This window comes from Micromonospora sp. PRAS1 (assembly GCF_059553435.1).
Genome location: NZ_JCANNB010000006.1, coordinates 82,662 through 108,255, shown reverse-complemented (window position 1 = coordinate 108,255; position 25,594 = coordinate 82,662). Strand labels below are relative to the sequence as shown.

General features: G+C 73.3%; 20 protein-coding genes. 12 read left to right on the top strand and 8 right to left on the bottom strand.

Annotation, left to right across the window (positions count from 1 at the left end; all coding sequences use genetic code 11):
• Positions 1-137: 137 nt before the first annotated feature.
• Positions 138-1,874 (bottom strand): D-alanyl-D-alanine carboxypeptidase/D-alanyl-D-alanine endopeptidase, encoded by a 1,737-nt coding sequence (gene dacB, locus AC507J_RS08160; RefSeq protein ID WP_496288455.1) that lies wholly within the window; start codon positions 1,872-1,874, stop codon positions 138-140.
• Between the two features lie 155 nt (positions 1,875-2,029).
• Here dacB and AC507J_RS08155 point away from each other — a divergent pair, with 155 nt between their 5' ends.
• Positions 2,030-2,536 carry an inorganic diphosphatase gene (locus AC507J_RS08155; protein ID WP_496288454.1) on the top strand — a complete coding sequence of 169 codons (507 nt, stop codon included), beginning with the start codon at positions 2,030-2,032 and terminating at the stop codon, positions 2,534-2,536.
• Between the two features lie 29 nt (positions 2,537-2,565).
• Here the strand turns inward: AC507J_RS08155 and eccD are convergent, their stop codons facing one another.
• Positions 2,566-3,966 (bottom strand): type VII secretion integral membrane protein EccD, encoded by a 1,401-nt coding sequence (eccD, locus tag AC507J_RS08150; protein ID WP_496288453.1) that lies wholly within the window; start codon positions 3,964-3,966, stop codon positions 2,566-2,568.
• A gap of 100 nt (positions 3,967-4,066) precedes the next feature.
• Between eccD and eccCa the strand changes: the two genes are divergently transcribed.
• The 3 genes from eccCa (at position 4,067) to AC507J_RS08135 (ending at position 10,293) form a co-directional block, all read left to right on the top strand.
• A complete protein-coding gene (eccCa, locus tag AC507J_RS08145) occupies positions 4,067-8,017 on the top strand; it encodes a type VII secretion protein EccCa (protein ID WP_496288452.1) in 3,951 nt (1,316 codons plus the stop codon).
• A 73-nt stretch (positions 8,018-8,090) separates the two neighbouring features.
• Positions 8,091-9,416, top strand: coding sequence for a type VII secretion-associated serine protease mycosin (mycP, locus tag AC507J_RS08140; protein WP_496288451.1), 1,326 nt, complete (start codon positions 8,091-8,093; stop codon positions 9,414-9,416).
• Positions 9,417-9,564: 148 nt separating this feature from the next.
• Positions 9,565-10,293 carry a phosphatase PAP2 family protein gene (locus AC507J_RS08135; protein ID WP_496288544.1) on the top strand — a complete coding sequence of 243 codons (729 nt, stop codon included), beginning with the start codon at positions 9,565-9,567 and terminating at the stop codon, positions 10,291-10,293.
• A 21-nt stretch (positions 10,294-10,314) separates the two neighbouring features.
• Here AC507J_RS08135 and AC507J_RS08130 read toward each other — a convergent pair whose 3' ends face one another.
• From AC507J_RS08130 to AC507J_RS08105, 6 genes are all read right to left on the bottom strand, one after another.
• Positions 10,315-11,493, bottom strand: coding sequence for a MarP family serine protease (locus AC507J_RS08130; protein ID WP_496288450.1), 1,179 nt, complete (start codon positions 11,491-11,493; stop codon positions 10,315-10,317).
• Between the two features lie 63 nt (positions 11,494-11,556).
• Positions 11,557-12,276 (bottom strand): NUDIX hydrolase, encoded by a 720-nt coding sequence (locus AC507J_RS08125; RefSeq protein WP_496288543.1) that lies wholly within the window; start codon positions 12,274-12,276, stop codon positions 11,557-11,559.
• Positions 12,277-12,287: 11 nt separating this feature from the next.
• Positions 12,288-12,902, bottom strand: a complete 615-nt coding sequence (locus AC507J_RS08120; protein WP_496288449.1) for a TlpA family protein disulfide reductase — start codon at positions 12,900-12,902, stop codon at positions 12,288-12,290.
• Positions 12,899-13,678, bottom strand: coding sequence for an endonuclease III (gene nth / locus AC507J_RS08115; RefSeq protein WP_496288448.1), 780 nt, complete (start codon positions 13,676-13,678; stop codon positions 12,899-12,901). The genes AC507J_RS08120 and nth overlap by 4 nt, the downstream gene beginning before the upstream one ends.
• Positions 13,679-13,826: 148 nt before the next feature.
• Positions 13,827-14,975 carry a CapA family protein gene (locus AC507J_RS08110; RefSeq protein WP_496288447.1) on the bottom strand — a complete coding sequence of 383 codons (1,149 nt, stop codon included), beginning with the start codon at positions 14,973-14,975 and terminating at the stop codon, positions 13,827-13,829.
• 58 nt (positions 14,976-15,033) lie between these two features.
• Entirely contained in the window at positions 15,034-15,690 is a 657-nt protein-coding gene (locus AC507J_RS08105) for an adenosylcobinamide amidohydrolase (protein ID WP_496288446.1), read from the bottom strand.
• Between the two features lie 292 nt (positions 15,691-15,982).
• Here AC507J_RS08105 and AC507J_RS08100 point away from each other — a divergent pair, with 292 nt between their 5' ends.
• From AC507J_RS08100 to AC507J_RS08065, 8 genes are all read left to right on the top strand, one after another.
• The gene (locus tag AC507J_RS08100; RefSeq protein WP_013736306.1) at positions 15,983-16,660 is read left to right on the top strand and encodes a Crp/Fnr family transcriptional regulator; all 678 of its coding nucleotides are present in this window, start codon (positions 15,983-15,985) and stop codon (positions 16,658-16,660) included.
• Positions 16,661-16,817: 157 nt separating this feature from the next.
• A complete protein-coding gene (locus AC507J_RS08095) occupies positions 16,818-17,561 on the top strand; it encodes a metallophosphoesterase family protein (protein ID WP_496288445.1) in 744 nt (247 codons plus the stop codon).
• A gap of 111 nt (positions 17,562-17,672) precedes the next feature.
• Positions 17,673-18,308, top strand: a complete 636-nt coding sequence (locus AC507J_RS08090) for a TetR/AcrR family transcriptional regulator (protein ID WP_496288444.1) — start codon at positions 17,673-17,675, stop codon at positions 18,306-18,308.
• Between the two features lie 32 nt (positions 18,309-18,340).
• Positions 18,341-19,135 (top strand): TIGR03084 family metal-binding protein, encoded by a 795-nt coding sequence (locus AC507J_RS08085; RefSeq protein ID WP_496288443.1) that lies wholly within the window; start codon positions 18,341-18,343, stop codon positions 19,133-19,135.
• A complete protein-coding gene (locus AC507J_RS08080; RefSeq protein ID WP_496288442.1) occupies positions 19,132-20,841 on the top strand; it encodes an acyclic terpene utilization AtuA family protein in 1,710 nt (569 codons plus the stop codon). The genes AC507J_RS08085 and AC507J_RS08080 overlap by 4 nt, the downstream gene beginning before the upstream one ends.
• The gene (locus AC507J_RS08075; protein WP_496288441.1) at positions 20,838-22,439 is read left to right on the top strand and encodes an acyl-CoA carboxylase subunit beta; all 1,602 of its coding nucleotides are present in this window, start codon (positions 20,838-20,840) and stop codon (positions 22,437-22,439) included. The genes AC507J_RS08080 and AC507J_RS08075 overlap by 4 nt, the downstream gene beginning before the upstream one ends.
• A 7-nt stretch (positions 22,440-22,446) precedes the next feature.
• Positions 22,447-24,429, top strand: a complete 1,983-nt coding sequence (locus AC507J_RS08070) for an acetyl/propionyl/methylcrotonyl-CoA carboxylase subunit alpha (protein WP_496288440.1) — start codon at positions 22,447-22,449, stop codon at positions 24,427-24,429.
• Complete coding sequence (locus AC507J_RS08065; protein WP_496288439.1) at positions 24,426-25,589, top strand: acyl-CoA dehydrogenase family protein; 1,164 nt, start codon at positions 24,426-24,428, stop codon at positions 25,587-25,589. The genes AC507J_RS08070 and AC507J_RS08065 overlap by 4 nt, the downstream gene beginning before the upstream one ends.
• Positions 25,590-25,594 lie beyond the last annotated feature (5 nt).

Genomic DNA, 25,594 nt, shown 5'->3' with positions numbered 1-25,594 from the left:
CCGCGCGGCGACACCCCATCCGGGCTCGCCGGCCGGCCCGGAGAGGTCGGCGGGCCCGGAAGGAGGGTTTCCCCGCCTCGCTCAGTGGCAGCCGCAGCTGGCGAGGGCCACCGTTCAGTGGCAGCCGCAGCCGCCGTTCAGTGGCAGCCGCAGCTGGCGAGGGCCGCCGCGATCCGGTCGAGCGCCGCCCGGGCGGGCTCCATCCCGTCCGGCGGAACCTGATCGGTGAGCACGGCAAAGGTGAGCAGCCGACCTTCGGCCGTGGTGACCACCCCGGCGATGGCGTGCACCCTGGTCAACGTGCCCGTCTTGGCGCGGACCACCCCGGCGCCGGCGGCCGTGCCCGGTGTCGAGCCGTAGCGGTCGCGCAGCGTGCCGGACCAGCCGCCGACCGGAAGCCCGCTGAAGACACCGCCGAGTTCGGGCCGGTCCGGGCTGGCCGCGAGCGCCAGCAACTCGGTCAGCAGCGTCGGACTGACCAGGTTCGTGCGGGACAGGCCGCTACCGTCGGCGAGCCTGGTGCCGTCGGTCGGCAGGCCCAGTTCAGCGAGCACGTCGGTCATGGCCTCGGCGGCACCGGCGAACGAGGCGGGCCGCTCCCGGGCCAGCGCGACCTGCCGGGCCAGTGCCTCGGCGACAACGTTGTCGCTCTCGCTGATCATGATGTCGACCAGCCGGATCAGGGGTGGGGACTGCACCACGCCCAGTTCCGCGCCGGGCTCGACGCTCCCGGCCGGCGTACCGGTCGTCTCGGTCGGTGCCGCCGGAGCGCTGCCCTGCCGCACGGTCTCCTCCGGTACGCCGAGCAGGCGGGCGAAGGCCCGGCCAGCGGCGAGTTCCGGCTGGGGGACCCGCTCGGCCCAACCCTGGCCGGCCTTGGGGTCCTTGCGCGCGCCGTCGACCATCAACGCGGTGATCGCGGCACCGTAGCCACCGGTGGGAATGTCGTCGTCCCAGCCCGGCCCGTGCACCGGGCCCGGGTAGAGCGACGAGTCGACGAGCACCCGGGTCGGCGCCGTGCCGCCCAACGCCGTGCGCACCTGCTCGGCGAGCTCTGCCAGGCTGGCGGCCCCCGGGTAGAAGCCCTTGGCGTCGGCGGCCAGGGTCGGGTCGCCGGCGCCGACGATCACCACCTCGCCCGGTTCCGGGCCGGCCACCGCCCGGGTCGGGATCCGGTAGCCGGGACCACGGGCGGTCAGCGCGGTCACCGCGGTAAGCAACTTGGTCACCGAGGCCGGCACGGTGCCCTCGCCACCGCCCTGGTCGAAGAGCGACTGCCCGGTCAGCGCGTCGGCCACCGCCAGGTTCACCCGATCGCCGAGGGCGGCGTCGTCGACAAGTGGTTCGAGCACGGCTCGCAGCCCCGCTGAAGTGGGCATCGGTGCACCGATGTCGGCGGTGGCCAGCACCGCGACCGGTGAGGGGTCGGGCGGCTCGGTGGCCGCGGTCCCGGCGGCGCCGTCGCCCAGCCAGCGCCCTACCGGCCCGGGACGCACCACCACCAGCCCGACCGTGACCAGGACGAGCACCAGCACGGCGGCAAGCACCAGCGGCAGCCGCCGACGCGCCGCGGACCGGGAGGGCGGCGCGACCGGATCGGCGGGCGGTTTCGGCCCGGAGGCCGGGGCCGTGCCGGTAGCCGAGGTCTCCCCCGCAGCGCCGGTAGGTGCGGCTGGCCCCATCGGATGCGTCGCGCCCGCGGCGGGAAAGGCGGGCCGGCCGGCAGGTGGCGGGGCGGGCGGGACCGGGGATTGCGGCCGGAGGGCCTGCGCATCCGGTACCGGCACCCGTCCGGTCGCCGGCTTCGCGGGTGGCTGGCCGGTGCCGCCCTCGCCGGCACCGCCGGGACGGTAGTGTGAGTCTTCCCTCCCCACGACCCCCTCCTCCCCGTCTGGAACCGGCCTGGGTGACACTACTTCGGTCCGAAGACTATGCGGCGGCCGGTGTCGGTGGGTGAGCATTCGCCTGCCCGGGGGCTCGGCCGCCGGTTCGGCATCAAGCCAGCGTGGGCGAACGAGGGAGCGTGCAGATGGATTTCGACGTCACGGTTGAGATCCCGAAGGGTCACCGCAACAAGTACGAGGTGGACCACGTGACCGGCCGGATCCGGCTGGACCGCACGCTCTTCACCTCCACCCAGTACCCGGCGGACTACGGCTTCATCGAGGGCACGCTGGGTGAGGACGGCGACCCGCTGGACGCCCTGGTACTGGTACCCGAGCCGACCTTCCCGGGTTGCCTGATCCGGTGCCGCACCATCGGCATGTTCCGGATGACGGACGAGAAGGGCGGCGACGACAAGGTCCTCTGCGTGCCGTACGAGGACCCTCGGCAGGAGCACCTGCGCGACATCCACCACCTCGGCGAGTTCGATCGGCTGGAGATCCAGCACTTCTTCGAGGTGTACAAGGACCTGGAGCCGGGCAAGTCGGTCGAGGGCGCGACCTGGGTCGGGCGTACCGAGGCCGAGGCCGAGATCCAGGCGTCGTACCGGCGGGCCCGGGAGGCCGCGGAGCGCGACGGATCCAGCCACTGACCTGACGTCTCGACGGGCCCGAGGGCCGCTCAACCGAGCAGACCCTGGGCCCGTTCGTAGAGGCCGAGCACCGCACAGGCGATCGGCACCACGGAAACCACAAGGGCGGTGTCGGTTAGGTCGGCGAGCCGGCCCAGGTACGGGGAGACCGGCCGGCGGGCGTACGTGCTGCCGCTGGCCACCACCACCAGGGCGACCAGCAGCCCGCCGACGGTCAGGACGAGCTGACCGGTCGGGCCGCTCCGCGCGGCGAGTACCGCGCCGAGGACCGCGTACCCGACCGAGCCGGCGAGGACCAGGGGCACCCGGTGCCGTACCGCCGCGAAGAGCCGGGCCCGCAGCAGCAGCACCGCGGCGGAGACCGCGACGAGCAGCCGGCTGGCGGTGCCACCGGTGACCGTCAGCACCACCGCCGCGATCACGGCCAGCACCCCGTGTGCGATGAGCATCCCGGTCAGCATCTCCTCGGTGCGGGCCACCGCCGCGTACACCCGTCCCCGGTCCGGCAGGTCGCGGGCCCGATCCGGGTCGTCCGGTGCGCCGGTGGGCAGGGTGATCGGCGGCAGTGGCACCTTGCCCAGCCGGATGGCCAGCAGCGGGATCGCCCCGATCGCGAAGGGCAGCACGCAGAGCAGCACGGCCGCCGTGCCGGCCGAACCGAGCAGCAGGGCGCCGAGCGCGGCCGGGACGCCGACCGCACCCACCGCCGCCCCGGCCACGAAGATCCGTAGTCGGGTCGCCACCCCGAGCAACCCGACTACCGAGATCAGCAGCAGCGCCGCTGAACCGGCCAGCAGCTCGGCGGCGCCGATCCAGCGCAGTGGGGCGAGCGGTCCGACCGGGTCACCCGAGCTGACGGCGAGCGCACCGGCCGTGGCCGCGTACGGCAGGGCGTAACCGCCGACCGTCGCCCCGGCCGGGCCGTCGCCCTGGGCCCGGGACAGCACCGTGCCGGCCAGCACCAGCAGCACCGCCGCGCCGGTCGCGGCCAGCCAGCCGGCCGCCAGGCCCGGCCCCGGCACGAGCAGGGCGAGCAGGCCGACGGCGAGCGGGACGGCGGCACCGCCCAGCGCAGCGGCCCGGGTGGCGTCAGGCGACCAGGCGCCGCCACGCCGGCGCGCGCCGTCGACGATCGCCTCCACCACGTCGTCGTACTCCAGTTCGGGCCATTCGGCGCGGGCCGGCACCAGGTGCAGCACCTCGCCGTCGCGGACGCCCTGGGCCAGCAGGGTCTGCGCGGTCACCAGCACGCTGCCGTCGGAGCGCCGCAGCACCCAGCCGCCGTGCCGTTCACCATCGTCGGCGAGCCCGACGCCGACGTGGCGCAGCACCTCGGGCAGCAGTTCGACGAGCGGAACCTGCTCCGGCAGGGCCACGTCCACCCGCCGCTGCGGGGCATTGACCGTGACCCGGGCCAGCCCGATTTTCATCGATCGATCTCCATATCGAGCGGGGTGACGGCTGCGCGGACGAGAGGACTTTACCTACGATGAGCCAGGTTCGGGTTACCGAGCGCGGTCAGGAGGTCGAGTGTCCACTGTCGTCATCCGGCGGCCACCGCGGCGTCCCGCACCGCAGATTCCCGCAGGTGAACTGCCGGTCGAGGCGCCGCCCGAGATCCCAACCGGCACCGGCGGACGCTGGCACCAGATGCTTATGGTGCTGCCGATGCTCGGCGGCACGGTCGCGATGGCGATGATGTTCGGCCGGGGCGGCGGCGCCTACTCATACGTCGTCGGGGGCATGTTCGGCCTCTCCTCACTGGCCATGCTGGTGACCAGCTGGGGCAGCGCCTCGGGCAGCCCGAAGAAATCCGAGATGATGGCGGCCCGCCGGGAGTACCTGCGGCACCTCACGACGCTGCGCCGCCAGGTCCGGCAGACCGCGACCCGGCAGCGGGCCGGCCTCTTCTACCGGCATCCGGATCCGGCGCTGCTCTGGTCGACGGTGGACAGCCACCGGGTCTGGGAGCGGCGTCCGGCCGACCCGGACTTCGCGGTGGTCCGGGTCGCGGTCGGACCGCAGACCCTGGCCACCCCGCTGGTCCCGCCGGTCACCCGCCCGCTGGAGGAGCTGGAACCGATGACGGCCGGCGCGCTGCGCCGCTTCCTCGACGCGTACTCCGTGGTGCCCGACCTGCCGGTGGCCGTCTCGCTGCGCAGCTTCGCGCGGATCTTCGTCCGCGGCACGTCGAGCGCTCCGACCGGTTCGCCGGACGCCCAGGCGCTGGTCCGCGCGATGCTCACCCAGCTCGCGGTCTTCCACGCCCCGGACGAGCTGCTCGTCGCCGTCTGCGCCGGGCCGGAACGGCGCAGCGCCTGGGAGTGGGTCAAGTGGCTGCCGCACGCCCAGCATCCGACCCGCGTCGACGCGCTCGGCCCGGTGCGGCTGGTGACCAGTTCGGCGGTGGAGCTGGAACGCCTGCTCGACGAGGTGCTCGCCAGCCGGTCGCGGTTCAGCCCGGCCGGGCCCGCCACCGACGGGCCGCACCTGGTGATCGTCCTGGACGGCGGCGACCTGACCGGCGCCACCGAACTGGCCGGGGACGGCGGCATCGACGCGGTCACCCTGATCGATCTGGGCACCCCGCCACCCCGGCTGCTCGACCGCTTCGCGCTCCTGCTGGAGCTGCGCGGCGGCCGGCTGCGTTCACACTCGGCGGAGGGCCCCGCAGAGGTGGGCACCGCCGACACGCTTGAGGTCACCGAGGCCGAGGCGGTGGCCCGGCGGCTGGCACCGTTGCGCCTGGCCGCCGCCACCCGCAGCGCGGACGCGGCCCCCGGCACCGAGCCGGGCCTGCCGGAACTGCTCGGCATCGGCGACCCGGAGAACTTCACCGCCGAGCAGGGCTGGGTCCCCCGGTCGGCACGCGAGCGACTGCGGGTACCCATCGGCGTCGGTGTGGACGGCGGCGCGGTCGAGCTGGATCTCAAGGAGTCGGCCCAGGACGGCATGGGCCCACACGGCCTGCTGATCGGCGCCACCGGCTCCGGCAAGTCCGAGCTGCTGCGTACGCTCGTGCTCGGGCTGGCCGCCAGCCACGCCTCGGAGCAGCTCAACTTCGTGCTGATCGACTTCAAGGGCGGGGCGACGTTCGCCTCCTTCGACCGGCTGCCGCACACCGCCGCGGTGATCACCAACCTGGCCGACGCGCTGCCCCTGGTCGACCGCATGGTCGACGCGATCAACGGCGAGCTGGTCCGCCGGCAGGAACTGCTGCGTCGGGCCGGCAACTTCGCCAGCCTGCGCGACTACGAGCGGGCCCGGGCGGCGGGCAGCCCGCTGGCGCCGCTGCCGTCACTGCTGCTGATCTGCGACGAGTTCTCGGAGCTGCTGTCGGCCAAGCCCGACTTCATCGACCTGTTCGTGCAGATCGGCCGGTTGGGCCGGTCGCTCGGCGTACACCTGCTGCTGGCCTCGCAGCGGTTGGAGGAGGGCCGGCTGCGCGGGCTGGACACCCACCTGTCGTACCGGATCGGGTTGCGGACCTTCTCCGCGCTGGAGTCCCGGACGGTGCTCGGGGTGCCGGACGCCCACCAGTTGCCCCGCTCGCCGGGGCACGGCTACCTGCGCTTCGGCACCGAGCCGCTGCTGCGGTTCAAGACCGCCTACGTCTCCGGCCCGGTGCGTCGGCGCGGCGCGGGGGCCGGCGCGGCCGGCCCCGGCCGACCGCGGCTGCTCACCTTCTCCACCCATTTCACGCCCGTCCCGAAACCACCACCCGCGCCCGTGGCCGAGCAGGACGAGGAAACCGGCCAGCAGAACCTGCTGGACCTGATGGTCGGCCGGCTCGCCGGGCAGGGGCCACCGGCCCACCAGGTGTGGCTGCCCCCGCTGGACGGCGCACCCACGCTTGACGAGTTGGTCGGGCCGCTCGTGGTGGCCCCGGCCCGCGGGCTGACCTTCGGAAACCCCGAATTGCACGGGGCGTTGCAGGTGCCGGTGGCCATCGTCGACAAGCCGTACGAGCAGCGCCGCGACGTGCTCTGGCTGGCGCTGGACGGCGCGGCGGGCCACGTCGCGGTCGTCGGCGGCACGCAGAGCGGCAAGTCCACCGCGCTCCGCACGCTGATCTGCGCGCTGGCGCTCACCCACACCCCGACCGAGGTGCAGGTCTACTGTCTCGACTTCGGCGGCGGCGGGCTGGCCGCGCTGCGCGACCTGCCCCAGGTCGGCGGGGTCACCGGACGGTCCGATCCCACCGGTGTACGGCGCACCGTGGGTGAGATGGCCACTCTGCTTGCCGAACGGGAACGCACCTTCGCCGAGGCCGGAGTGGAGTCGATCGCCGCCTGGCGTCGTCGTCGGGCCGCTCAGGCCCGTGCCGGTGAGCCCGGCGACGACCTGTTCGGTGACGTGTTCCTCGTCGTCGACGGGTGGGCCACCCTGCGCGGGGAGTACGACGATCTCGAACCGCTGATCACCGACCTCGCCACCCGTGGCCTGTCGTACGGGCTGCACGTGGTGGCGAGCGCGGTGCGCTGGCTGGACTTCCGCCCGGCCATCCGGGACCTCTTCGGTTCCCGGCTGGAACTGCGCCTCGGTGACCCGTCCGACTCGCTGGTCGCCCGACGGGCCGCGGTCGACGTACCGGAGCAGCGGCCGGGGCGCGGCATAACCGCCGAGAGCCTGCACTTCCTCACCGCGCTGCCGCGCACCACCGGGGCGGACCCGGCCGGACTGGTACGGCGGGCCAGCGAGGCATGGTCCGGGCCGGTCGCCCCACGGGTACGGCGGCTTCCAGCCGTGCTGCCGTACGCCGATCTCGACCTCGACGCCACCACCGGGCTGCGGATTCCGGTCGGTATCGCCGAGGCGGACCTGCGCCCGGTCGTTCTCGACTTCGCCACCGAGCCGCACTTCGTGGTCTACGGCGACGCCGAGTGCGGCAAGTCGTCGTTCCTGCGCGCCCTGGCCACCTCGATCATCACCCGGTTCACCCCGGAGCAGGCTCGGGTGATCCTGGTGGACTACCGGCGCAGCCTGCTCGGTGCCATCGAGACGCCGCACCTGATCGGCTACGGCACCGCCGCCGCGCACACCGCCGAACTGGTCGAGTCGGCCGCTGGCTACATGCAGGGCCGGATCCCGGGCCAGGAGGTCAGCCCGGCGCAGTTGCGCGACCGGTCGTGGTGGTCCGGGCCGGAGCTGTTCGTCCTGGTCGACGACTACGACCTGGTCGCCAGCGGGCCGGCCAACCCGCTGCGGGCGCTGGAGGAGCATCTGCCGCAGGCCCGCGACATCGGGTTGCACCTGGTGCTGGTGCGCCGTGCCGGCGGTGCCGGTCGGGCCCAGTACGAGCCGGTCGTGCAGCGGTTACGCGAACTGTCCACCTCGGGCCTGGTGATGTCGGGCAGCCCGGAGGAGGGTGCGCTGCTCGGCGCGGTGCGGCCCGGTCCACTGCCGCCCGGACGCGGGCGACTCCTCACCCGACGCGAGGGCGTACGCCTGGTCCAGCTGGCCCACCTGCCGCCACAGTGACGCGGAGTCCACGGAACGTCCCTGAAACCGGGACGGAACCGGTAATCTCCGATCGTCATGTGTCCTGCGACGAATGGCTGAGAATGTGACCAGGATGCGGCACGGCGGCCCGTCCGGGCCCCGACGGTTCGCCCACCGGGTGCTGCTCGCGGTGACGGCCACCGGGCTGTCGGCCGCTGTCGCGGTCGTACCCGCCACCGCCGTGCCGGTCACCTTCCCCGCGTCCGGCGTGCCGGTGGCGTACGCGCCCGGCGACGTCACCGAACGCGCCGACCAGATCCGCGACGAACAGTGGCAACTCGACAAACTCGGCGCGGAGATCGCCTGGCGGACGTCGACCGGACGCGGCGTGACGGTCGCCGTCATCGACTCCGGGGTGGACGGCCGCCATCCTGACCTGGCCGGCCGGGTGCTGCCCGGGCTCGACCTGGTCTCCCCGGGCGGTGCGGCCGAGCCGGATCCCGTCGGCCACGGCACCACGGTGGCCGGCCTGATCGCCGGGCGCAACGACGATCGGCAGGGCGTGGTCGGGCTGGCGCCGGACGCCCGGATCCTGCCGGTACGGGTCCTCGACGAGGAGAACCGCTACGACGACGCCCTGATCGTGGCCAAGGGCGTACGGTGGGCGGTCGACAACGGGGCGCGCGTGATCAACCTGTCCCTCGGCGGCAGTGGTGACAGTCCCGCCCTGGCCGCTGCCATCGACTACGCCTTCGCCCGGGACGTGGTGGTGGTCGCCTGCACCGGCAACCTCGCCACCTCGCCGGACGCGAAGGTCTGGTACCCGGCCCGGGAGCCGGGCGTGATCGCGGTCTCCGGCCTGGAACGCAACAGCAACAACCTGTGGAGCGGCGCGATCACCGGTCGGGCCACCATCCTCACCGCTCCGGCCAGCGGTCTCGTCGGCGCCCGCCCCCCGTCCGGCTACTGGCGGGTGCAGGGCACCAGCTTCGCCGCGCCGCTGGTCGCCGCGACCGCGGCCCTGATCCGGTCCCGGTATCCGCAGATGTCCGCCGGGGACGTGGTCAACCGGCTGCTGGCCACCGCCAAGGACATCGGTCCCACCGGCCGGGACGACCGGTTCGGCTACGGCCTGGTCGACCCGATCGCGGCGCTCACCGCCGACGTACCGCTGGTCCACCACAATCCGCTCGACGACAACGACTCGCCGGGGGTGAGCGGATTCGGTCCCGCGCCCAGCCTGTCGCAGGTGAACGACCCGGATGCCGAACAGCTCGGCCTGAGCGGGCCGCATCAGGAGACCCGCTGGCGGGCGCGGGCCGCCGGGACGCCGGACGACGCCGGCACGGAGCGGCTCTGGATCGGCTCGGCGATCTTCGTTGCGCTGCTCACCGGTGCCGCGCTGATGGTCCGCCGGTTCCGGCAGTCCCACCGCTGACGCGCCGGCCGGACGAATTCGGTGATCCCGGGTGCCGGATGCCCAATCCTGGGGTACGACGATCGGCGTGAAGAGCACTGAGCGTGCCCCTGCCGGGCATGATCGCCGGGGCGGGGCGACGCCATCGTCGGGGCGCTGGGGGCCCTGGTTGGCCCGTCCCGCCGTCGGGCTGCTGCCGCTCGCGCTGTTCACGCTGCTCGCCGCGCTGGTACTGGGCGACTGGCCGCCACTGCGCCGGCTGGACGTGGCGGTGGCCGAGCGGTTGAACGACTTCGCCCACGACCATCCGGTCTGGACCCGGGCGATGAATTTCTGGACCGACGCCTTCGCGCCGATGCCGTTGCGGATCGCGGCCCTGATCCTGGTGATCGTGCTGGCCGTCCGGGGCACCCGGCGGCTCGCCGGCTGGGTCACCGCGACGATGGTCGTCGGTGGTCTGCTCGGGCCGCTGCTCAAACTGCTCGTCGGCCGCTCACGACCGGCGCTGCCCGACCCGGTGGCGGAGGCACCCGGGCTCGCCTTTCCTTCGGGTCACGCGTTGAACGCGGCGCTCGCCGCCGGCGTGCTCCTGGTGGTGTTCCTGTCCCCGACCGGCGGGCGACTCGCTGCGCTCCGGCCGGTGACCCGGGTGGCGGTGTTCGGGGGCGCACTGCTGATCGCCCTGGTCACCGGGTTCAGCCGGATCGCTCTCGGCGTCCACTGGACCAGTGACGTACTTGCCGGTTGGCTGCTCGGGACGGCGGTGGTCGCCACCGCTGTCGCCCTCTTCTTCCGGCAGCCCCGGACGGGACGGGAGCGTCGCGGACCCGCCCCGCAGGGCTCAGGTCCGGTGCCCGCCCCGCAGGGCTCAGGTCCGACGCCCGCCCCGCAGGGCTGAGGTCCGACGCGCGGTGCGGCGTCAGGTGCAGTCGCCGGTGCCCACGCCGCGGGTTCGCTGCGCCCCTTCCAACGCCACCGGACGGGCCTCGGCGGCGGTCACCGCGAAGCCGGTGTTCGGGTCTTCGGCCGCCGCCGCGAAGATCACCCCGAGCACCAGGCCGTTTGAGGAGACCAACGGCCCGCCCGAGTTGCCGCTACGCACCAACGCCCGGATCGTATAGATCTCCCGGGTGACGTTCCCCGACGAGTAGATGTTCGGGCCGGGGATCCGGTCGACGTCCCGGATCCGGGCCGACTGCGCGTTGTACGGGCCGTCGAGCGGGAAGCCGAGCACGATGGCGTCCGCGCCGCTGCCCGCGTTGCCGGCGGCGAACCGCATCGACGGACCGGGTAGCCCGGGAACGTAGAGCACGGCCAGGTCCCGGTCCGGGTCGTAGACGACGACCTCACCGTCGTAGCGGTCGCCACGCAGTTCCACCGCCACCGACCGGGTGCCGGCGACCACGTGCGCGTTGGTCATCACCCGATCGTCGGCGTACACGAAGCCGGAGCCCTCGATCCGCCGGGAGCAGCTCGGCGCGGAGCCGAGCACCTTCACCACCGACTGCCTGCCGTTGGCCACCACCTCGGAGCCGGCGAGGGCCGGGTCGGGCGGCTCGACCTGCCGGGCCTGGGTACGTCGCAGACCGTCGAAGACGTCCGGGAAGCCGTTTGTGTCGACGGTGTTGCGCAGCGCTCGGGACAGCTGCTGGGCCTGGTCGGGCATGACGGCGTCCACCGTCCGCAGCAGCGCGCTGTTCTTCACCGACGCGGCGAGCCAGGGCAACGACGAGGAGCCGAGCGGTACCGCGACCAGCCAGGCGACCAGGAGCACCGCGAAGAGCGAGACGAATGCGCCGCCGACGTCGTCGATCCGCCGGCCCACGTCGCTGGCGATGGTGCGGCGCAGGTGGGAACCGAGCCAACCGGCGAGCGCCTGACCGACCACGGCCAGGCCGAAGATGGCGACCAGTGAGATCAGCACCCGGGTGCCGCTCTCCACGAACTGCTGAGCGAACATCGGCCCGATTTGGAGGCCGATCAGGGCGCCCAGGAAGAACCCGGAGAACGAGAGCACCCCGATGACGAACCCCTGCCGGTATCCGCTGATCGCGAAGACGAGCATGAGTAACAGCAGAACGAGATCCACGGCCGACACGGGATAAGCGTACGGGCCGGTTGCTCGCGGGATGACGACCGCTTGCGGAAGGTGACCGTCGGATCAGCGGATCGCGCTCTCGTCGACCTCGTCGGTGCCGGCCGACGGGGCCGGCGACGCCGCGACCGGCGGCAGGTCGAGCACTCGTGCGTGCGGCCACGGTCGGCTCCAGCCGCCCATGTCCAGCAACGCTGCCAGCACTCCGGCGGTGAAGCCCCAGACCAGCATTCCGCGTACGGAGAACGCGGGACCGACCCAGCCACTTGGGTGTCGTACCTGCATCCGGTTCTCCGGGTCGACCAGTTCGGCGATCGGTAGCCGAGCCACGTGCGCCACCTCGGCCAGTTGGCGGGGATGCACCGGATGTGGCGCGTGCCACCACGCCATCACGGGGGTCACCACGAAGTCGCTTACCGGGATCCACAGCCTCGGCAGCTCGGTAAGCAGGGTGACGCTGGCCGGGTCGAGGCCGACCTCCTCGTTCGCCTCGCGCAGCGCGGTCGCGGCGGCGTCGGCGTCCTCCGGGTCGGCGGCCCCGCCGGGGAAGGCCGGCTGGCCCGCGTGGTTGCGCAGCGTCGCGGCACGCTGGAGCACCAGTACGTCCGGGCCGGTGTCGGCCTGCTCACCGAGCAGCACCAGCACGGCGCTCTCCCGGCCGCCCTGGTCGGGGGTGCGCAGTTGAGTGAAGTCCTCGCGACGCGCGGTGCCGAGCCGGGTCAGCAGCGGCACCATCCAGGCCGGCGGCTGCCGCTGCCCGCCGTTCGCCGCCCGGCCGTGGCTCATGCCGGCACCGCTCACGCCGGCACCGTGATGCCGAGGTGCTGCCGGACGAGTTCGGCGAGCCGGGCGTCGTCGAGCGCGCCCGAGGTGTCGATGTGCCGGATCCGCCGGTCCGCGTCCACGAACATGGTGAGCGGGAACCCGTTGCGACGCAGCGCCCGCTGCAACGCCTCCCCCTGGTCGAACAGCGTCGGGAACCGTACGCCGAAGTCCTCGCCGATGGCCTGCGCGGCCTCGCGGCTGTCCCGGGTGTTCACTCCGATGACCTGCAGTTGCCCCTCGCTGCGCTGACTGAGCCGCTGGAAGGCGGGCAGTTCCTCGCGGCAGGGCGGACACCAGGAGGCCCAGATGTTGATCACAGCGGGACCGGCTACCTCCCGCAGGGCGATCGGAGCACCGCCGGTGAAGCACGGGAGGGTCAACTCGGGCAGCAGGTCACCGCCAGCGGCAGCGCCGGACGCACCGGTGGCGGTCGGCCCTTCGGTGAGGGCGGTGCACTCCTCGAACGGCGACGGCCGGCTGGCTGCCGCGTCCTGCGGGCTGGGCGGACCGGGCTCGGGCTCGGCGGTGCAGCCGGTGGTGACCAGCAGTACCAGCGACACGGAGAGCAGGGCGAGGCGGCGGATCATGGTGCCTCCGCCCGGACCGCCTGTCCGGGTACGAGTTCGGGGTCCACCCCGGCGGCGGATGCGAGGTCGCGGGCGCGGGGGCCCTTGAGCAGCTTCGCCGCGGCGGCTGGCTCGATCGGCCCGGTGCCGTACGACGGGCAGAGCTTCGCCAGGGTGCACGCGCCGCAGGCGGGCTTGCGGGCATGGCAGACCCGGCGGCCGTGGAAGATGATCCGGTGCGACAGCATGGTCCAGTCGCGTCTGGGGAACATCGCCCCGATCGCGTGCTCGATCTTGACCGGATCCGTCTCGGTGGTCAGCCGCCAGCGCTGCACCAGCCGCTGGAAGTGGGTGTCGACGGTGATGCCGGGCACGTCGAAGGCGTTGCCGAGGATGACGTTGGCGGTCTTGCGGCCGATCCCGGGCAGCGTCACCAGGTCGACCAGCCGGCCGGGCACCCGACCGTCGTACCGCTCGACGAGCGCCTGACCGAGCTGGATCAGCGAGCTGGTCTTGTTGCGGTAGAAGCCGGTGGGCCGGATCAGCTCCTCCAGCTCGGCCCGGTCCGCGCCCGCGTAGTCGGCCGCCGTCGGATAGCGGGCGAAGAGCTTGGGCGTGACCTCGTTGACCTTCTTGTCCGTGCACTGCGCCGAGAGGATGGTGGCGACGGCCAGCTCCAGCGGGCCGGAGTGGTTCAGCTCACAGTGTGCGTCGGGGTGGGTCTCGGCGAGCACGCGGCCGATCCGCCGCGCCCGCCGGGTCCGCCCGAGGTCGGTCTCGGTGGCACTTCTGGTCACGACGGCCAGCCTACGTCGTCGCCCCGACTCTTCCGCCGGCCCGCCGGCCGGTCGGCGTCAGTCGGCCCGGTCCGCTTCCGCCGGCCCGGCGACCCGGTCGGCGTCAGTCGGCCCGGCGACCGGCCCGCGTCAGTCGGCCCGGTCGGCGTCAGTCGGCGTCCGGCGGGCTGATCTTTCCGGAGTCGTCGAACTGCGCGCCGGACTCCGGAAAGTCGAGCTTGGTCAACTCCCGGAGCAGCCCGAGGCCGCGGTCGTCGGGATCGATGGTCGGCTTGCGGGCGTCGTTCATGTAGGTGGAGGCGAAGGAGCCGCTCGCCCAACTGCCGTCCGGGTTGAGTTTGACCTTGAGCACCCCGCCCCAGCCGAGCCGGCCGGTGTTGCTCAGCGAGTTGCCGCCACCGGCGAAGTTGCCAAGGCTGTACGCGATCAGTCGGCCCTTGTAGAACTCCATGCCGCGCAGCACGTGCGGGCCGTGGCCGACCACCAGGTCGGCCCCGGAGTCGATCATCGCCCGGGAGAACTTGATCGGGTCGCCCCGGTTCTCGCCGAGGAACATCTCGGTGCCCGGCCGGACCCGGGTCATCTCCGCCCCCTCGGCGCCCATGTGCACCTGCACCACCACGATGTCGGCCATGGTGGCGGCCTTGGCGATCACCTTCTTCGCGGCCGGGATGTCGATCAGGCTGTTCGACCAGGCGTACGAGGAGAAGCCCGCGACCGCCACCTGGACGCCCTTGACGTCGACCACGGTGATCTGGTCAGGCGCCCCGGTGTGCTCCAGACCGTGCTCCTCCAGGGCCTTCTGGGTGTTCTCGTACCCCTTCGGCCCGAAGTCGTTGCCGTGGTTGTTCGCCTGGTTGAGCAGGTCGAACCCGGCGTCGGCCAGATGCTTGGCGTACTCCGGCGGGGCCCGGAACTGGAAGCAGCGGGTCGAGTTGGCACCGCACTTGCCGGTGCCGGTGTCCACCGTCAACGGCTCTTCGAGGTTGCCCATCACCAGGTCGGCGGCGAGCGCCTTCTTGACCGAGTCGAAGAAACCCCTGCCGTCGTTCGGCGGCATCCGGTTGGGCGCCATGGCCATCACGATGTCGCCGGTGGCGGAGAGCGAGATCGGCTTGGGTGCCGGTGCGCTCGACTCGACCGGTCCGGCGGTGCCACCCCCACCCGCACCGGGCTGCCAGATCGGCTGCTCGGCGGTGTCGGCGCAGCCGACCAGCAGGAGCGCGACGAGCAGCGCGCCAGCTGCGGCCACGGCGGGCCGGCGGGATCTAGGCGGGGAAGGGACGGCAGCGTACATCGTGGGCGACCCTACCGGGCGGATAACGCCGCCACGAGGGCCGATCGGGTGGGGAGGTTCAGCCCGGCAGCCGATCCGACCATGGGACGGTGTCGGTCCCGACCGCGAGCACCGCGGCGTGCACCGCCCGGGCGAGCGGCGCTCCCCAGGTGGAGCGCGGACCGCCGTAGTCGCAGACCGGCCCGTCCGGCGGGCAGAGCACGGTGACCGCGTCGGTCGGGGTGCCGGTGCCGGGCAGACCCAGTTCCGCGATCGCCTGGGCCTTGGCCTCGGTGGCCGTCGCCACGGCGTTGACAAGCGCCGCGTCGCCCAACCGGGCCGGGACGTACGCCACGATGTTTACCGTGCCGACCCGCTGCGGCACCGCCTGGGCCGGGGCCGCCGCAGGCACCGGGATGCCCAACCCGACGGTGGCCCAGACCCGCACGCCGCCGTCCGCCCGCGCCACCAACTCGCCGACGTCCACCCCGGTCAGCAGGCCCACCCCGGGCCCGTCGAGGCCGAGCCGGCGGGCCATGCCGGCCAGGTGCTCGGCGGGGTCGTCCCGGTCGTACGACATCGGCACTGTCGCGTTCAGCACCCAGCGGCGTACGCCCAGCCCACCGCCCAGCGGCGCCGTACTGACCGCCCGCAGCGCACGCCCGGCACGCCAGACGAGCACCGGAATGTCCCGCCCGTCCTCGTGGCGCTCGGTCAACAGGGGGTCGCTCAGCACGGGGTCACCCTATGGCCGCCGACGAGGACGGGCGGCGCTGCCCTCGCCCCGGCGACCGGGGGCGGTGTCCGACCCGAGGGCCCGGGGGATGCCCCTACCAGGGCGGACGGGGCGGATCGGGACGGCGCGGGATGTTACCGGTTGATCTCGACGGACACGTTACGTCCAACGATCAAGATTCCCGGGGTGCACCTCCGATTCCTGCTCACGTGCGCCTAGACTGGTCGGCGCGCGACGGATCAGCGGACGGCAGACCCCGCCGACGGACGGCACGCGTAACCGGAGGTGCGCGATGGACGAGGTACTGGCCCGCAGCGGGATCTTCCAGGGAGTCGACCCGGAGGCAGCCGAGGCGCTCGCCAAGGAGATGGAGACGATCGAGGTCCGCAAGGGCGAGGTCGTATTCAACGAAGGCGAGCCCGGCGACAGCCTCTACATCCTGCTGTCCGGCAAGATCAAGGTAGGCCGCCGAGCGGCGGACGGCCGGCAGAACCTGATTGCGGTGATGGGTCCTTCCGACATGGTCGGCGAGCTGTCGCTCTTCGACCCGGGCCCCCGTACGGCGACCGCCACCGCGGTCACCGACAGCCGCCTGGCCCGACTGCGCAAGCAGGCCCTGCGGCCGTGGCTGAACAACCGGCCCGAGATCGCCGAGCAGCTGTTGCGGGTGCTCGCCCGCCGGCTGCGCCGGACCAACGACGCGCTGGCCGACCTGATCTTCACCGACGTTCCCGGCCGGGTCGCGAAGAACCTGCTCCAGATGGCTGGCCGCTTCGGCACCCGGGACGGCGGCGTGCTGCGGGTGACGCACGACCTGACCCAGGAGGAGATCGCCCAGCTGGTCGGTGCCTCCCGCGAGACGGTCAACAAGGCCCTCGCGGACTTCGCCTCGCGCGGCTGGCTCCGGCTGGACGGCAAGAGCATCATCATCCTCGACCCGGAGCGCCTGGCCCGCCGCGCGCGGGTCTGACCCGCACCCGCACCCGCACCCGCACAACGACCGGACCACGGTCGAGCGTGCGGGTGACGGCAGCGCGGCGGCGGTGGCCACGCCTCGGGCGGGTGCCGCCCGTCTGCCTGGCGCAGAAACGCTGGATCGGTGCTCCGGCGGCCGGGACGCTGGGGTGATGCTCGAACGCGTCGCCGTACTCTCCGACATTCACGGCGTGCTGCCGGCGCTGGAGGCCGTTCTGGCCGAGCCGGACGTGGCCGCCGCCGACCTGATCGTGCTCACCGGCGATCTCGCCGCCGGACCGCAACCGGTCGAGGTGCTGGACCTGCTCGCCTCGCTCGGTGACCGGGCCCGTTGGGTCCGGGGCAACGCCGACCGTGAGCTGGTCGAGGCCCGGGCCGGCCGCCCGTCCCCGATCGACGTGTCGAACTGGGCAGCCGGGCAGCTGCGGCCCGACCAGGTCGAGCGGCTGGCCGCGCTGCCGCGTACGGTGACGCTGTCCGTGGCCGGTCTCGGCGAGGTGCTGTTCTGCCACGCGACGCCCCGGGACGACGAGGAGGTCGTGCTGGTCGACTCGCGGCTGGACCGCTGGGCCGAGGTCTTCGCCGGCCTACCGGCCGAGGTGGGCACCGTGGTCTGCGGGCACACCCACATGCCGTTCACCCGGCTGGTCGATCGCCGGCTGGTGGTGAACCCGGGCAGCGTCGGCATGCCGTACGGCGGCGCGGGTGCCTGGTGGGCGCTGCTCGGCCCCGGCGTCCAACTGCGCCGGACGGCGTACGACATCGACGCGGCCTGTGCCCGGGTGGCTGCCGCGTCGGGTTACCCGGATGCCGCCGCCTTCGCCGACGAGTACCTGCGGTCCCGCAACAGCGATGTGGACGCCCTTGTCGCTTTCGGCCCCCGCGACGGTCGCTGACCCCGCGCCCCGGCCGGCGACCCCACCGCCCTGGGTTCGCCGCGCCGGGCCCCCGAGGTGTCAGAAAAAGTCAGGCTTGACTGTTTGTTTTGCGGGCGGCAGGCTGGGCCCGTGCCGACCGCATCGACCCGCGTCCCGCAACAGGAACGCAGCCGCGCCACCCAGGCCCGGCTGCTGGAGGCGACAGTGGAGTGCCTGGTCGAGCACGGCTGGTCCGGCACCACCACCACGGTCGTGGCGACCCGGGCCGGCGTGTCCCGGGGTGCCCAACTGCACCACTACCCCACCAAGAACGCCCTGGTCACCGCCGCCGTCGCGCACCTCACCGAGCGCCGGGCAGCGGAGCTGCGCGTCGAGGCCGAGGCCCTGCCGACCGGCCCCGACCGACTGGACCGGGTGGTGGACCTGCTCGCCGCCGCCTTCACCGGGCCGCTCTTCGTCGCCGCTCTCGAACTCTGGGTGGCCGCCCGCACCGACGCCGAGCTACGCACCGCCCTGCTGCCCCTCGAAGCCCGGATCGGCCGCGAGATGTACCGGCTGACCATCGACCTGCTCGGCGTGGACGAGCGGCGACCCGGCGTACGCGAGGCGGTGCAGGCAACCCTCGACCTGCTCCGTGGGCTCGGCGTGGCCAACCTGCTAAGCGACGACTCGGCCCGCCGGGCCGCCCTGCTGCACACCTGGAAACACCAGCTCGCTGCCCTGCGTACACCCGCCGACGAGCCGGACCGGAGCGATCGGCACTGAGCCCTGACCGCTCCACCCGCCTGGAGGCAATCATGGTCGACCTGCCCGCCCTGCTCACAGATCTGCACGCCGAGTCCGACCAACTCGACGCGCTGGTCGCGGCGCTGCCGGCGGAGGAGTGGCGCCGGCCCACCCCGGCGGCGGGGTGGACGATCGCCCATCAGATCGCCCACCTGGCCTGGACCGACCACGTGGCTCACCTCGCCGCGACCGACGCCGAGGCGTTCTACGCCACGGTCACCTCCGCACCGGACCCGTCCCGCCTGGTCGACGCGGGCGCGGAGGAGTTCCTCGCCCCGCCGGCCGAGTTGCTGGACCGCTGGCGCACCGGCCGGTCGGCGCTCGCGGCGGCCCTCGCCGCCACCCCGGCCGGGGAGAAGCTGCCCTGGTACGGCACCCGGATGTCACCGGCCTCAATGGTGACCGCACGGATCATGGAGACCTGGGCGCACGGCGGGGACGTGGCCGACACGCTCGGCGTGACCCGGCAGGCCACGGCCCGGCTGCGACACATCGCGTACCTGGGTTTCCGTACGCTCGGGCACGGCTTCGCCGCCCACGGCCGCCCGATGCCGACGACACCGGTCCGGGTCGAGCTGTCCGCACCGACCGGCGACGGGACCTGGGCCTTCGGCCCGCCGGACGCGGCCGACCTGGTCAGCGGCCCGGCGCTCGACTTCTGCCTGCTGGTGACGCAACGCCGGCACCGCGCCGACCTGGCCCTGGTCGCCACCGGGCCGGTCGCCGACGAGTGGCTGGATGTGGCGCAGGCATTCGCCGGCCCGCCCGGCGACGGCCGAGCCCCGGAACGCGGGGTACCGGCATGACCGGGCCGAGCCGGAGAGCCGACACCAGCAGACGGCTGCGGGTGGGCAACGCCTCCGGCTTCTACGGCGACCGCTTCTCCGCCTGGCAGGAGATGCTCGACGGCGGCGAGCTGGACGTGTTGACCGGCGACTACCTGGCCGAGCTGACCATGCTCATCCTGGGCCGGGACCGGATGCGCGATCCCGACCTCGGGTACGCGAAGACCTTCCTCCGGCAACTGGAGGGCACCCTCGGCGCCGCGCTGGACCGGGGGGTACGGATCGTCACCAACGCCGGTGGCCTCAACCCCGCCGGCCTGGCCGCCGCCGTCCGGTCACTCGCCGACCGGCTCGGGCTCGACGTGCGGGTCGGGTACGTCGAGGGTGACGCCCTCGCCAGGCCGGACGCGCTCACCGCCAACGCGTACCTCGGCGCGTTCGGCATCGCCGCCTGCCTCGACGCCGGGGCCGACGTCGTGGTGACCGGCCGGGTCACCGACGCCTCGCTTGTCGTCGGCCCGGCCGTCGCCCACTTCGGCTGGGGACGTGACGACCTGGACGCGCTGGCCGGGGCGACCGTCGCCGGACACCTGATCGAGTGCGGCGCGCAGGTGACCGGCGGCAACTTCAGCTTCTTCACCGAGCTGCCCGACGGCGGGCACCGGCCCGGTTTCCCGATCGCCGAGCTGTACCCGGACGGCTCGTCGGTGCTCACCAAGCACCCGGGCACCGGCGGCGCGGTCACCGTCGAGACGGTCACCGCCCAGCTGCTGTACGAGGTGGGCGGGCCGGCGTACCTCGGGCCGGACGTGGTGACCCGGTTGGACACGGTGACACTCGCCCAGGAGGGGCCGGACCGGGTCCGGGTCTCGGGCGTCCGGGGTACGCCCCCACCGGAGACGCTGAAGGTCGGCATCAACAACCTCGGCGGTTTCCGCAACTCGATGACGTTCGTGCTCTGCGGGCTGGACATCCCGGCCAAGGCCGCGCTGGTCCGGGCGCAGCTGACCGAGTCGGTCGGCCCGGACGGGCTGGAGTTCACGCTGGCGCGTACCGACCATCCGGACGCCGCCGACACCGAGACGGCAAGCGCGCTGCTGCACGTACACCTGCGCGACGGCGACCGGGCGCGGGCCGGGCGGGCGTTCTCGGCGGCGGCGGTGGAGCTGGCGTTGGCCTCCTATCCGGGCTGCACGCTCACCACGCCGCCCGGCGATGCGACGCCGTACGGCGTCTTCACCGCCGACACCGTGCCGCAGGGCGACGTCGCGCACGTCGCGGTTCTGCCGGACGGCTCCCGCGTGCCGATCGCCCCACCACCGGTGAGGTGTTTGGAGGGGGCCCCTTTACTACACCCGGCGTTAACAAGGGTCCCTTCCTTTCCCGCAAGTCGGCGGGGGGTGCTGGGCGAGGTGGTGGGGGCCCGGTCGGGCGACAAGGGTGGCGACGCGAACCTCGGCGTCTGGGCGCGTACCGACGCGGCCTGGCCGTGGCTGCGCGAGTGGCTCACCGTGGATCGGCTGACCGAGCTGTTGCCGGAGACCGCCCCGCTGACCGTGCGGCGCTACGAGTTGCCGAACCTGCGGGCGGTCAACTTCGTGATCGAAGGGCTGCTCGGACCGGGGGTGGCCGCCTCCACCCGATTCGATCCGCAGGCCAAGGCCCTCGGCGAGCTGCTCCGCGCCCGGATGGTCGACCTGCCAGCGGAGGAGGGTGTGCAGCGGTGAGCGCACTGGGGAGCAAGGTGGACACCGCCTCGCCGGAGTACCTGGCGAACCGGGAGGCGCTGCTGGAACGCCTCGCGGAGTTGGCGGCCGCGCTCGACCGGGCCCGCGCGGGCGGCGGGGAGAAGTACGTGGCCCGTCACCACAAGCGCGGCAAGCTGCTCCCCCGGGAACGCATCGAGCTGCTGCTCGACCCGGACAGCCCGTTCCTGGAGCTGTCGCCGGTGGCCGCGTACGGCACGGACTTTCCGGTCGGGGCCAGCGTGGTGACCGGGATCGGCGTGGTCGAGGGCGTCGAGTGCCTGGTCGTCGCCAACGATCCGACGGTACGCGGCGGCGCGGTGAACCCGTGGTCGCTGGCGAAGACCCGGCGGGCCGGCGAGATCGCCCTGGCCAACCGGCTGCCGATGGTGAACCTGGTCGAGTCGGCCGGCGCGGACCTGCCCACCCAGGCGGAGATATTCATCCCGGGTGGCCGGGTGTTCCGCGACCTGACCCGGCTCTCGGCCGAGAAGATCCCCACGGTCAGCGTGGTTTTCGGCAACGCCACCGCCGGTGGCGCCTACGTGCCCGGCATGTCGGACTTCACCATCATGATCCGGGAACGTTCGCAGGTCTACCTGGCCGGGCCGCCGCTGGTGAAGATGGCCACCGGCGAGGACGCCGACGACGAGTCGCTCGGCGGCGCGGCCATGCACGCCACCACAAGTGGCCTCGCCGATTTCCTCGCCGCCGACGAGCGCGACGGCATCCGGCTGGCCCGGCAGTGCGTGCGCCGGCTGAACTGGCGCAAGCACGGCCCGCCGCCCCGCACGGCGCTTGCTAGGCCACCGAGGTACGACCCGGAGGAGTTGCTCGGCATCGTCAGCGGCGACCTCAGGGTGCCGTTCGACCCGCGTGAGGTGCTCGCCCGAATGCTCGACGGCAGCGAGTTCGACGAGTTCAAACCGGCCTACGGCGGCGCGCTGGTCACCGGCTGGGGCGAGCTGCACGGCTACCCGGTCGGCGTGCTCGCCAACGCCCGGGGCGTGCTGTTCAGCGAGGAGGCGCAGAAGGCGGCCCAGTTCATCCAGCTCGCCAACGCCGCCGACACCCCGCTGGTCTTCCTCCAGAACACCACCGGCTACATGGTCGGCACCTCCTACGAGCAGCGCGGAATCATCAAGCACGGCGCCCTGATGATCAATGCGGTGTCGAACTCGAAGGTGCCGCACCTGACGGTCAACCTCGGTGCCTCGTACGGCGCGGGCAACTATGGCATGTGCGGGCGGGCGTACGAGCCACGGTTCCTCTTCACCTGGCCGAACGCCAAGTCGGCGGTGATGGGTCCGGCGCAGCTGGCCGGGGTGCTCTCGATCGTGGCCCGGCAGGCCGCCGCCGCCCGGGGCCAGGAGTTCGACGAGGATTCCGACACCGCCATGCGGATGATGGTCGAGCAGCAGATCGAGTCCCAGTCCGGCGCGCTCTTCCTCTCCGGACGCCTCTACGACGACGGGGTGATCGACCCCCGGGACACCCGTACCGTCCTCGGCCTCTGCCTGTCAGCCGTGCACAACGCCCCGGTGCGCGGCGCCGACGGCTTCGGCGTCTTCCGGATGTGAGGCCCTCATGATCACAAGACTTCTGGTGGCCAACCGGGGAGAGATCGCCCGCCGGGTCTTCGCCTCCTGCCGGGCGCTGGGCGTGCAGACGGTCGCCGTGTACTCCGACGCGGACGCCGGTGCGCCCTTCGTCGCCGAGGCCGACCATGCGGTCCGGCTGCCCGGGAACACGCCCGCCGAGACGTACCTCCGGATCGATCTGCTCCTGGCCGCGGCGCGGCGGGCCGGCGCGGACGCCGTGCACCCCGGCTACGGCTTCCTCGCCGAGAGCGCCGAGTTCGCCACGGCGGTCACCGACGCCGGGCTGACCTGGGTCGGGCCACCGGCGAAGGTGATCGCCGCGATGGGCGACAAGCTGGCGGCCAAGGCGCTGCTCGCCGAGGCCGGCGTGCCGATGCTGCCGACCTGGACCGACGCCGACCAGGTCACCGATTTCCCGGCGCTGGTCAAGGCCGCCGCCGGTGGTGGCGGGCGGGGCATGCGCGTGGTCCGCGACGCCAGCGAACTCGCCGAGGCCGTGGCCGGCGCGCGCCGCGAGGCGGCGTCGGCGTTCGGCGACGGCACGATCTTCATCGAGCGGTACGTCGAGCGGGGCCGCCACGTCGAGGTGCAGATCCTCGGCGACACCCACGGTACGGTGCTCGCCCTCGGTGCCCGGGACTGCTCGATCCAGCGCCGGCACCAGAAGATCGTCGAGGAGGCGCCCGGCATCCTGCCGGGGCAGGTGCGGCAGCGGTTGCACGAGGCGGCGGTGGCCGCCGGCCGGGCGGTCGACTATGTCGGCGCGGGCACTGTGGAGTTCCTGCTCGCCCCGGAGGGCGATCTCTACTTCCTGGAGATGAACACCCGACTCCAGGTCGAGCATCCGGTCACCGAGGCGACCACCGGCCTGGACCTGGTCGGGCTGCAACTGCTCGTCGCCGAGGGCGAGCCCTTGCCGCTGGCGGCGACCCCGCCGGCCGAGGGCCACGCGATCGAGGTACGCCTCTGCGCCGAGGACCCGGCCCAGGGGTACCGCCCGGCCACCGGCACCCTGCACCGGTTCGCGTTCCCCGGCGTGGCAGGTGAGTTCGCCCCGACCAGGGGCCTGCGGCTCGACTCCGGGGTGGTCGCCGGGTCGGTGGTGGGCGTCCACTACGACTCGATGCTCGCGAAGCTGATCGCCTGGGCACCCACCCGCGCGTCGGCCGCCCGGGCGCTTGCGGGTGCGCTGGCCCGGGCCGAGCTGCACGGGGTGACCACCAATCGTGACCTGCTGGTCCGGATCCTGCGCAGCCCCGAGTTCGCCGCCGGGGAGGTGGACACCGGCTTCCTGGACCGGCACCCCGACCTCTTCGCCCCGCTGCTGCCGGCCGGGCAGGTCCCGCTCGTCGCGCTGGCGGCGGCGCTGGGCTGCGCCGCCGCCCGCCGGGCCGCCGCACCGGTGCTGGCCGGGCTGCCCTCCGGCTGGCGCAACGTGCCGGCGTTTCCGCAGGTCACCCGCTTCGCGAGCGGCGACGGCGCGGAGATCGAGGTCCGCTACCGGCTGGACCGCGCCGGCCGGCTCGCCGAGTGGTCCATCTCGCCGGGTGCCGAGCCGCCCCCGGAGGTCACGCTGGTCGAGGCCACCCCGGCGCGGGTCGTGCTCGACATCGACGGGGTCCGGCGGGCGTTCCGCGTACACCGGAGCGGGTCGGCGGTCTTCGTGGACGGCCCGGACGGGGCGGCGGAGCTGACCGAGCTGCCCCGGCTTCCGCTGCCCACCGCGGAGCTGGCCGCCGGGTCGCTGCTCGCCCCGCTGCCCGGCGCGGTGACCCGGGTGCACGTCGAGGTCGGCCAGCGGGTCGCCGCCGGTGATCTGCTGCTGACCGTGGAAGCGATGAAGCTCGAACACCCCGTGCTCGCACCCACCGACGGTGTGGTCACCGAGCTGCCCGTACCCCCCGGTGGGCAGGTCGACACGGGTGCGGTGCTGGCCGTGGTCAACCCTTCCCAGGAGGTACCGGCATGAACTTCGACCTGACCCCGGAGCAGGACCAACTGCGCGAGGCCGTGCGGGCGCTGGGCCGGCGGTACGGCCACCGCTACTTCGTCGAGAAGGCGAGGGCCGGCGAGCACACCACCGAGCTGTGGCACGAGGCCGGCCGGCTCGGCTACCTGGGCGTCAACATCCCCGCCGAGTACGGCGGAGGTGGCGGCGGCATCACCGAGCTGGCCCTCGTCTGCGAGGAGCTGGCTGCGGCCGGCTGCCCGCTGCTGCTGCTCGTGGTCTCCCCCGCCATCGCGGCCACCGTCATCAACCGGCACGGCACCGAGGAACAGCGCAAGCGCCACCTGCCGGGCCTGGCCGACGGCTCCCAGAAGATCGTCTTCGCGATCACCGAGCCGGAGGCCGGGTCCAACTTCCACCGGCTTGGCACGGTGGCCCGCCGGGACGGCGACGACTGGCTGCTCTCCGGCCGCAAGTGCTACATCTCCGGCGTGGACGAGGCTCAGCACGTGCTCGTGGTGGCCCGCACCGAGGACGCGTCGAGCGGCAAACTCAAGCCGACCCTCTTCATCGTGCCGACCGACGCCGCCGGGCTGACCCGGTCCAAGCTGGACATGGAGATCGTCTCCCCGGAGCACCAGTTCCTGCTCTACCTCGACGACGTACGCCTGCCCGCCGACGCGCTGGTCGGTGAGTCGCTGGACGCCGGCCTGCCGGCGCTCTTCGCCGGGCTGAATCCGGAGCGGATCACGGTGGCCGCGATGGGTGCCGGCACCGGCCGGTACGCCATCGAGCGGGCCAGCGAGTACACGGCGACCCGGAAGGTGTGGGGTGGCCGCACGATCGGCTCGCATCAGGGCGTGTCGCACCCCCTCGCGCACGCCTCCGTACAGGTCGAACTGGCCCGGCTGATGATTCAGAAGGCCGCCGCGCTCTACGACGCCGGCCGCGATCTGGAGGCCGGGGTCGCCGGCAACATGGCCAAGTACGCCGCCGGTGAAGCGGCGGCACTGGCGGTGGACACGGCCGTCCAGGCGCTCGGCGGCGCCGGCATGACCACCGAGTACGGCGTGGCGACGCTACTCGGCGCGGTACGCGCCGGCCGGATCGCCCCGGTCAGCCGCGAGATGATCCTCAACTTCGTCGCCCAACACGTACTCGGCCAGGAAAAGTCGTACTAGCTGCC

What these genes read in the sequence shown, in the direction of transcription:
- AC507J_RS08155 (WP_496288454.1), top strand. Translation starts at nt 2,030, where the DNA reads ATGGATTTCGACGTCACGGTTGAGATCCCGAAGGGTCACCGCAACAAG.
- eccD (WP_496288453.1), bottom strand. Translation starts at nt 3,966, where the DNA reads ATGAAAATCGGGCTGGCCCGGGTCACGGTCAATGCCCCGCAGCGGCGG.
- mycP (WP_496288451.1), top strand. Translation starts at nt 8,091, where the DNA reads ATGGCTGAGAATGTGACCAGGATGCGGCACGGCGGCCCGTCCGGGCCC.
- AC507J_RS08125 (WP_496288543.1), bottom strand. Translation starts at nt 12,276, where the DNA reads ATGAGCCACGGCCGGGCGGCGAACGGCGGGCAGCGGCAGCCGCCGGCC.
- AC507J_RS08120 (WP_496288449.1), bottom strand. Translation starts at nt 12,902, where the DNA reads ATGATCCGCCGCCTCGCCCTGCTCTCCGTGTCGCTGGTACTGCTGGTC.
- AC507J_RS08110 (WP_496288447.1), bottom strand. Translation starts at nt 14,975, where the DNA reads ATGTACGCTGCCGTCCCTTCCCCGCCTAGATCCCGCCGGCCCGCCGTG.
- AC507J_RS08100 (WP_013736306.1), top strand. Translation starts at nt 15,983, where the DNA reads ATGGACGAGGTACTGGCCCGCAGCGGGATCTTCCAGGGAGTCGACCCG.
- AC507J_RS08095 (WP_496288445.1), top strand. Translation starts at nt 16,818, where the DNA reads ATGCTCGAACGCGTCGCCGTACTCTCCGACATTCACGGCGTGCTGCCG.
- AC507J_RS08085 (WP_496288443.1), top strand. Translation starts at nt 18,341, where the DNA reads ATGGTCGACCTGCCCGCCCTGCTCACAGATCTGCACGCCGAGTCCGAC.
- AC507J_RS08080 (WP_496288442.1), top strand. Translation starts at nt 19,132, where the DNA reads ATGACCGGGCCGAGCCGGAGAGCCGACACCAGCAGACGGCTGCGGGTG.
- AC507J_RS08070 (WP_496288440.1), top strand. Translation starts at nt 22,447, where the DNA reads ATGATCACAAGACTTCTGGTGGCCAACCGGGGAGAGATCGCCCGCCGG.
- AC507J_RS08065 (WP_496288439.1), top strand. Translation starts at nt 24,426, where the DNA reads ATGAACTTCGACCTGACCCCGGAGCAGGACCAACTGCGCGAGGCCGTG.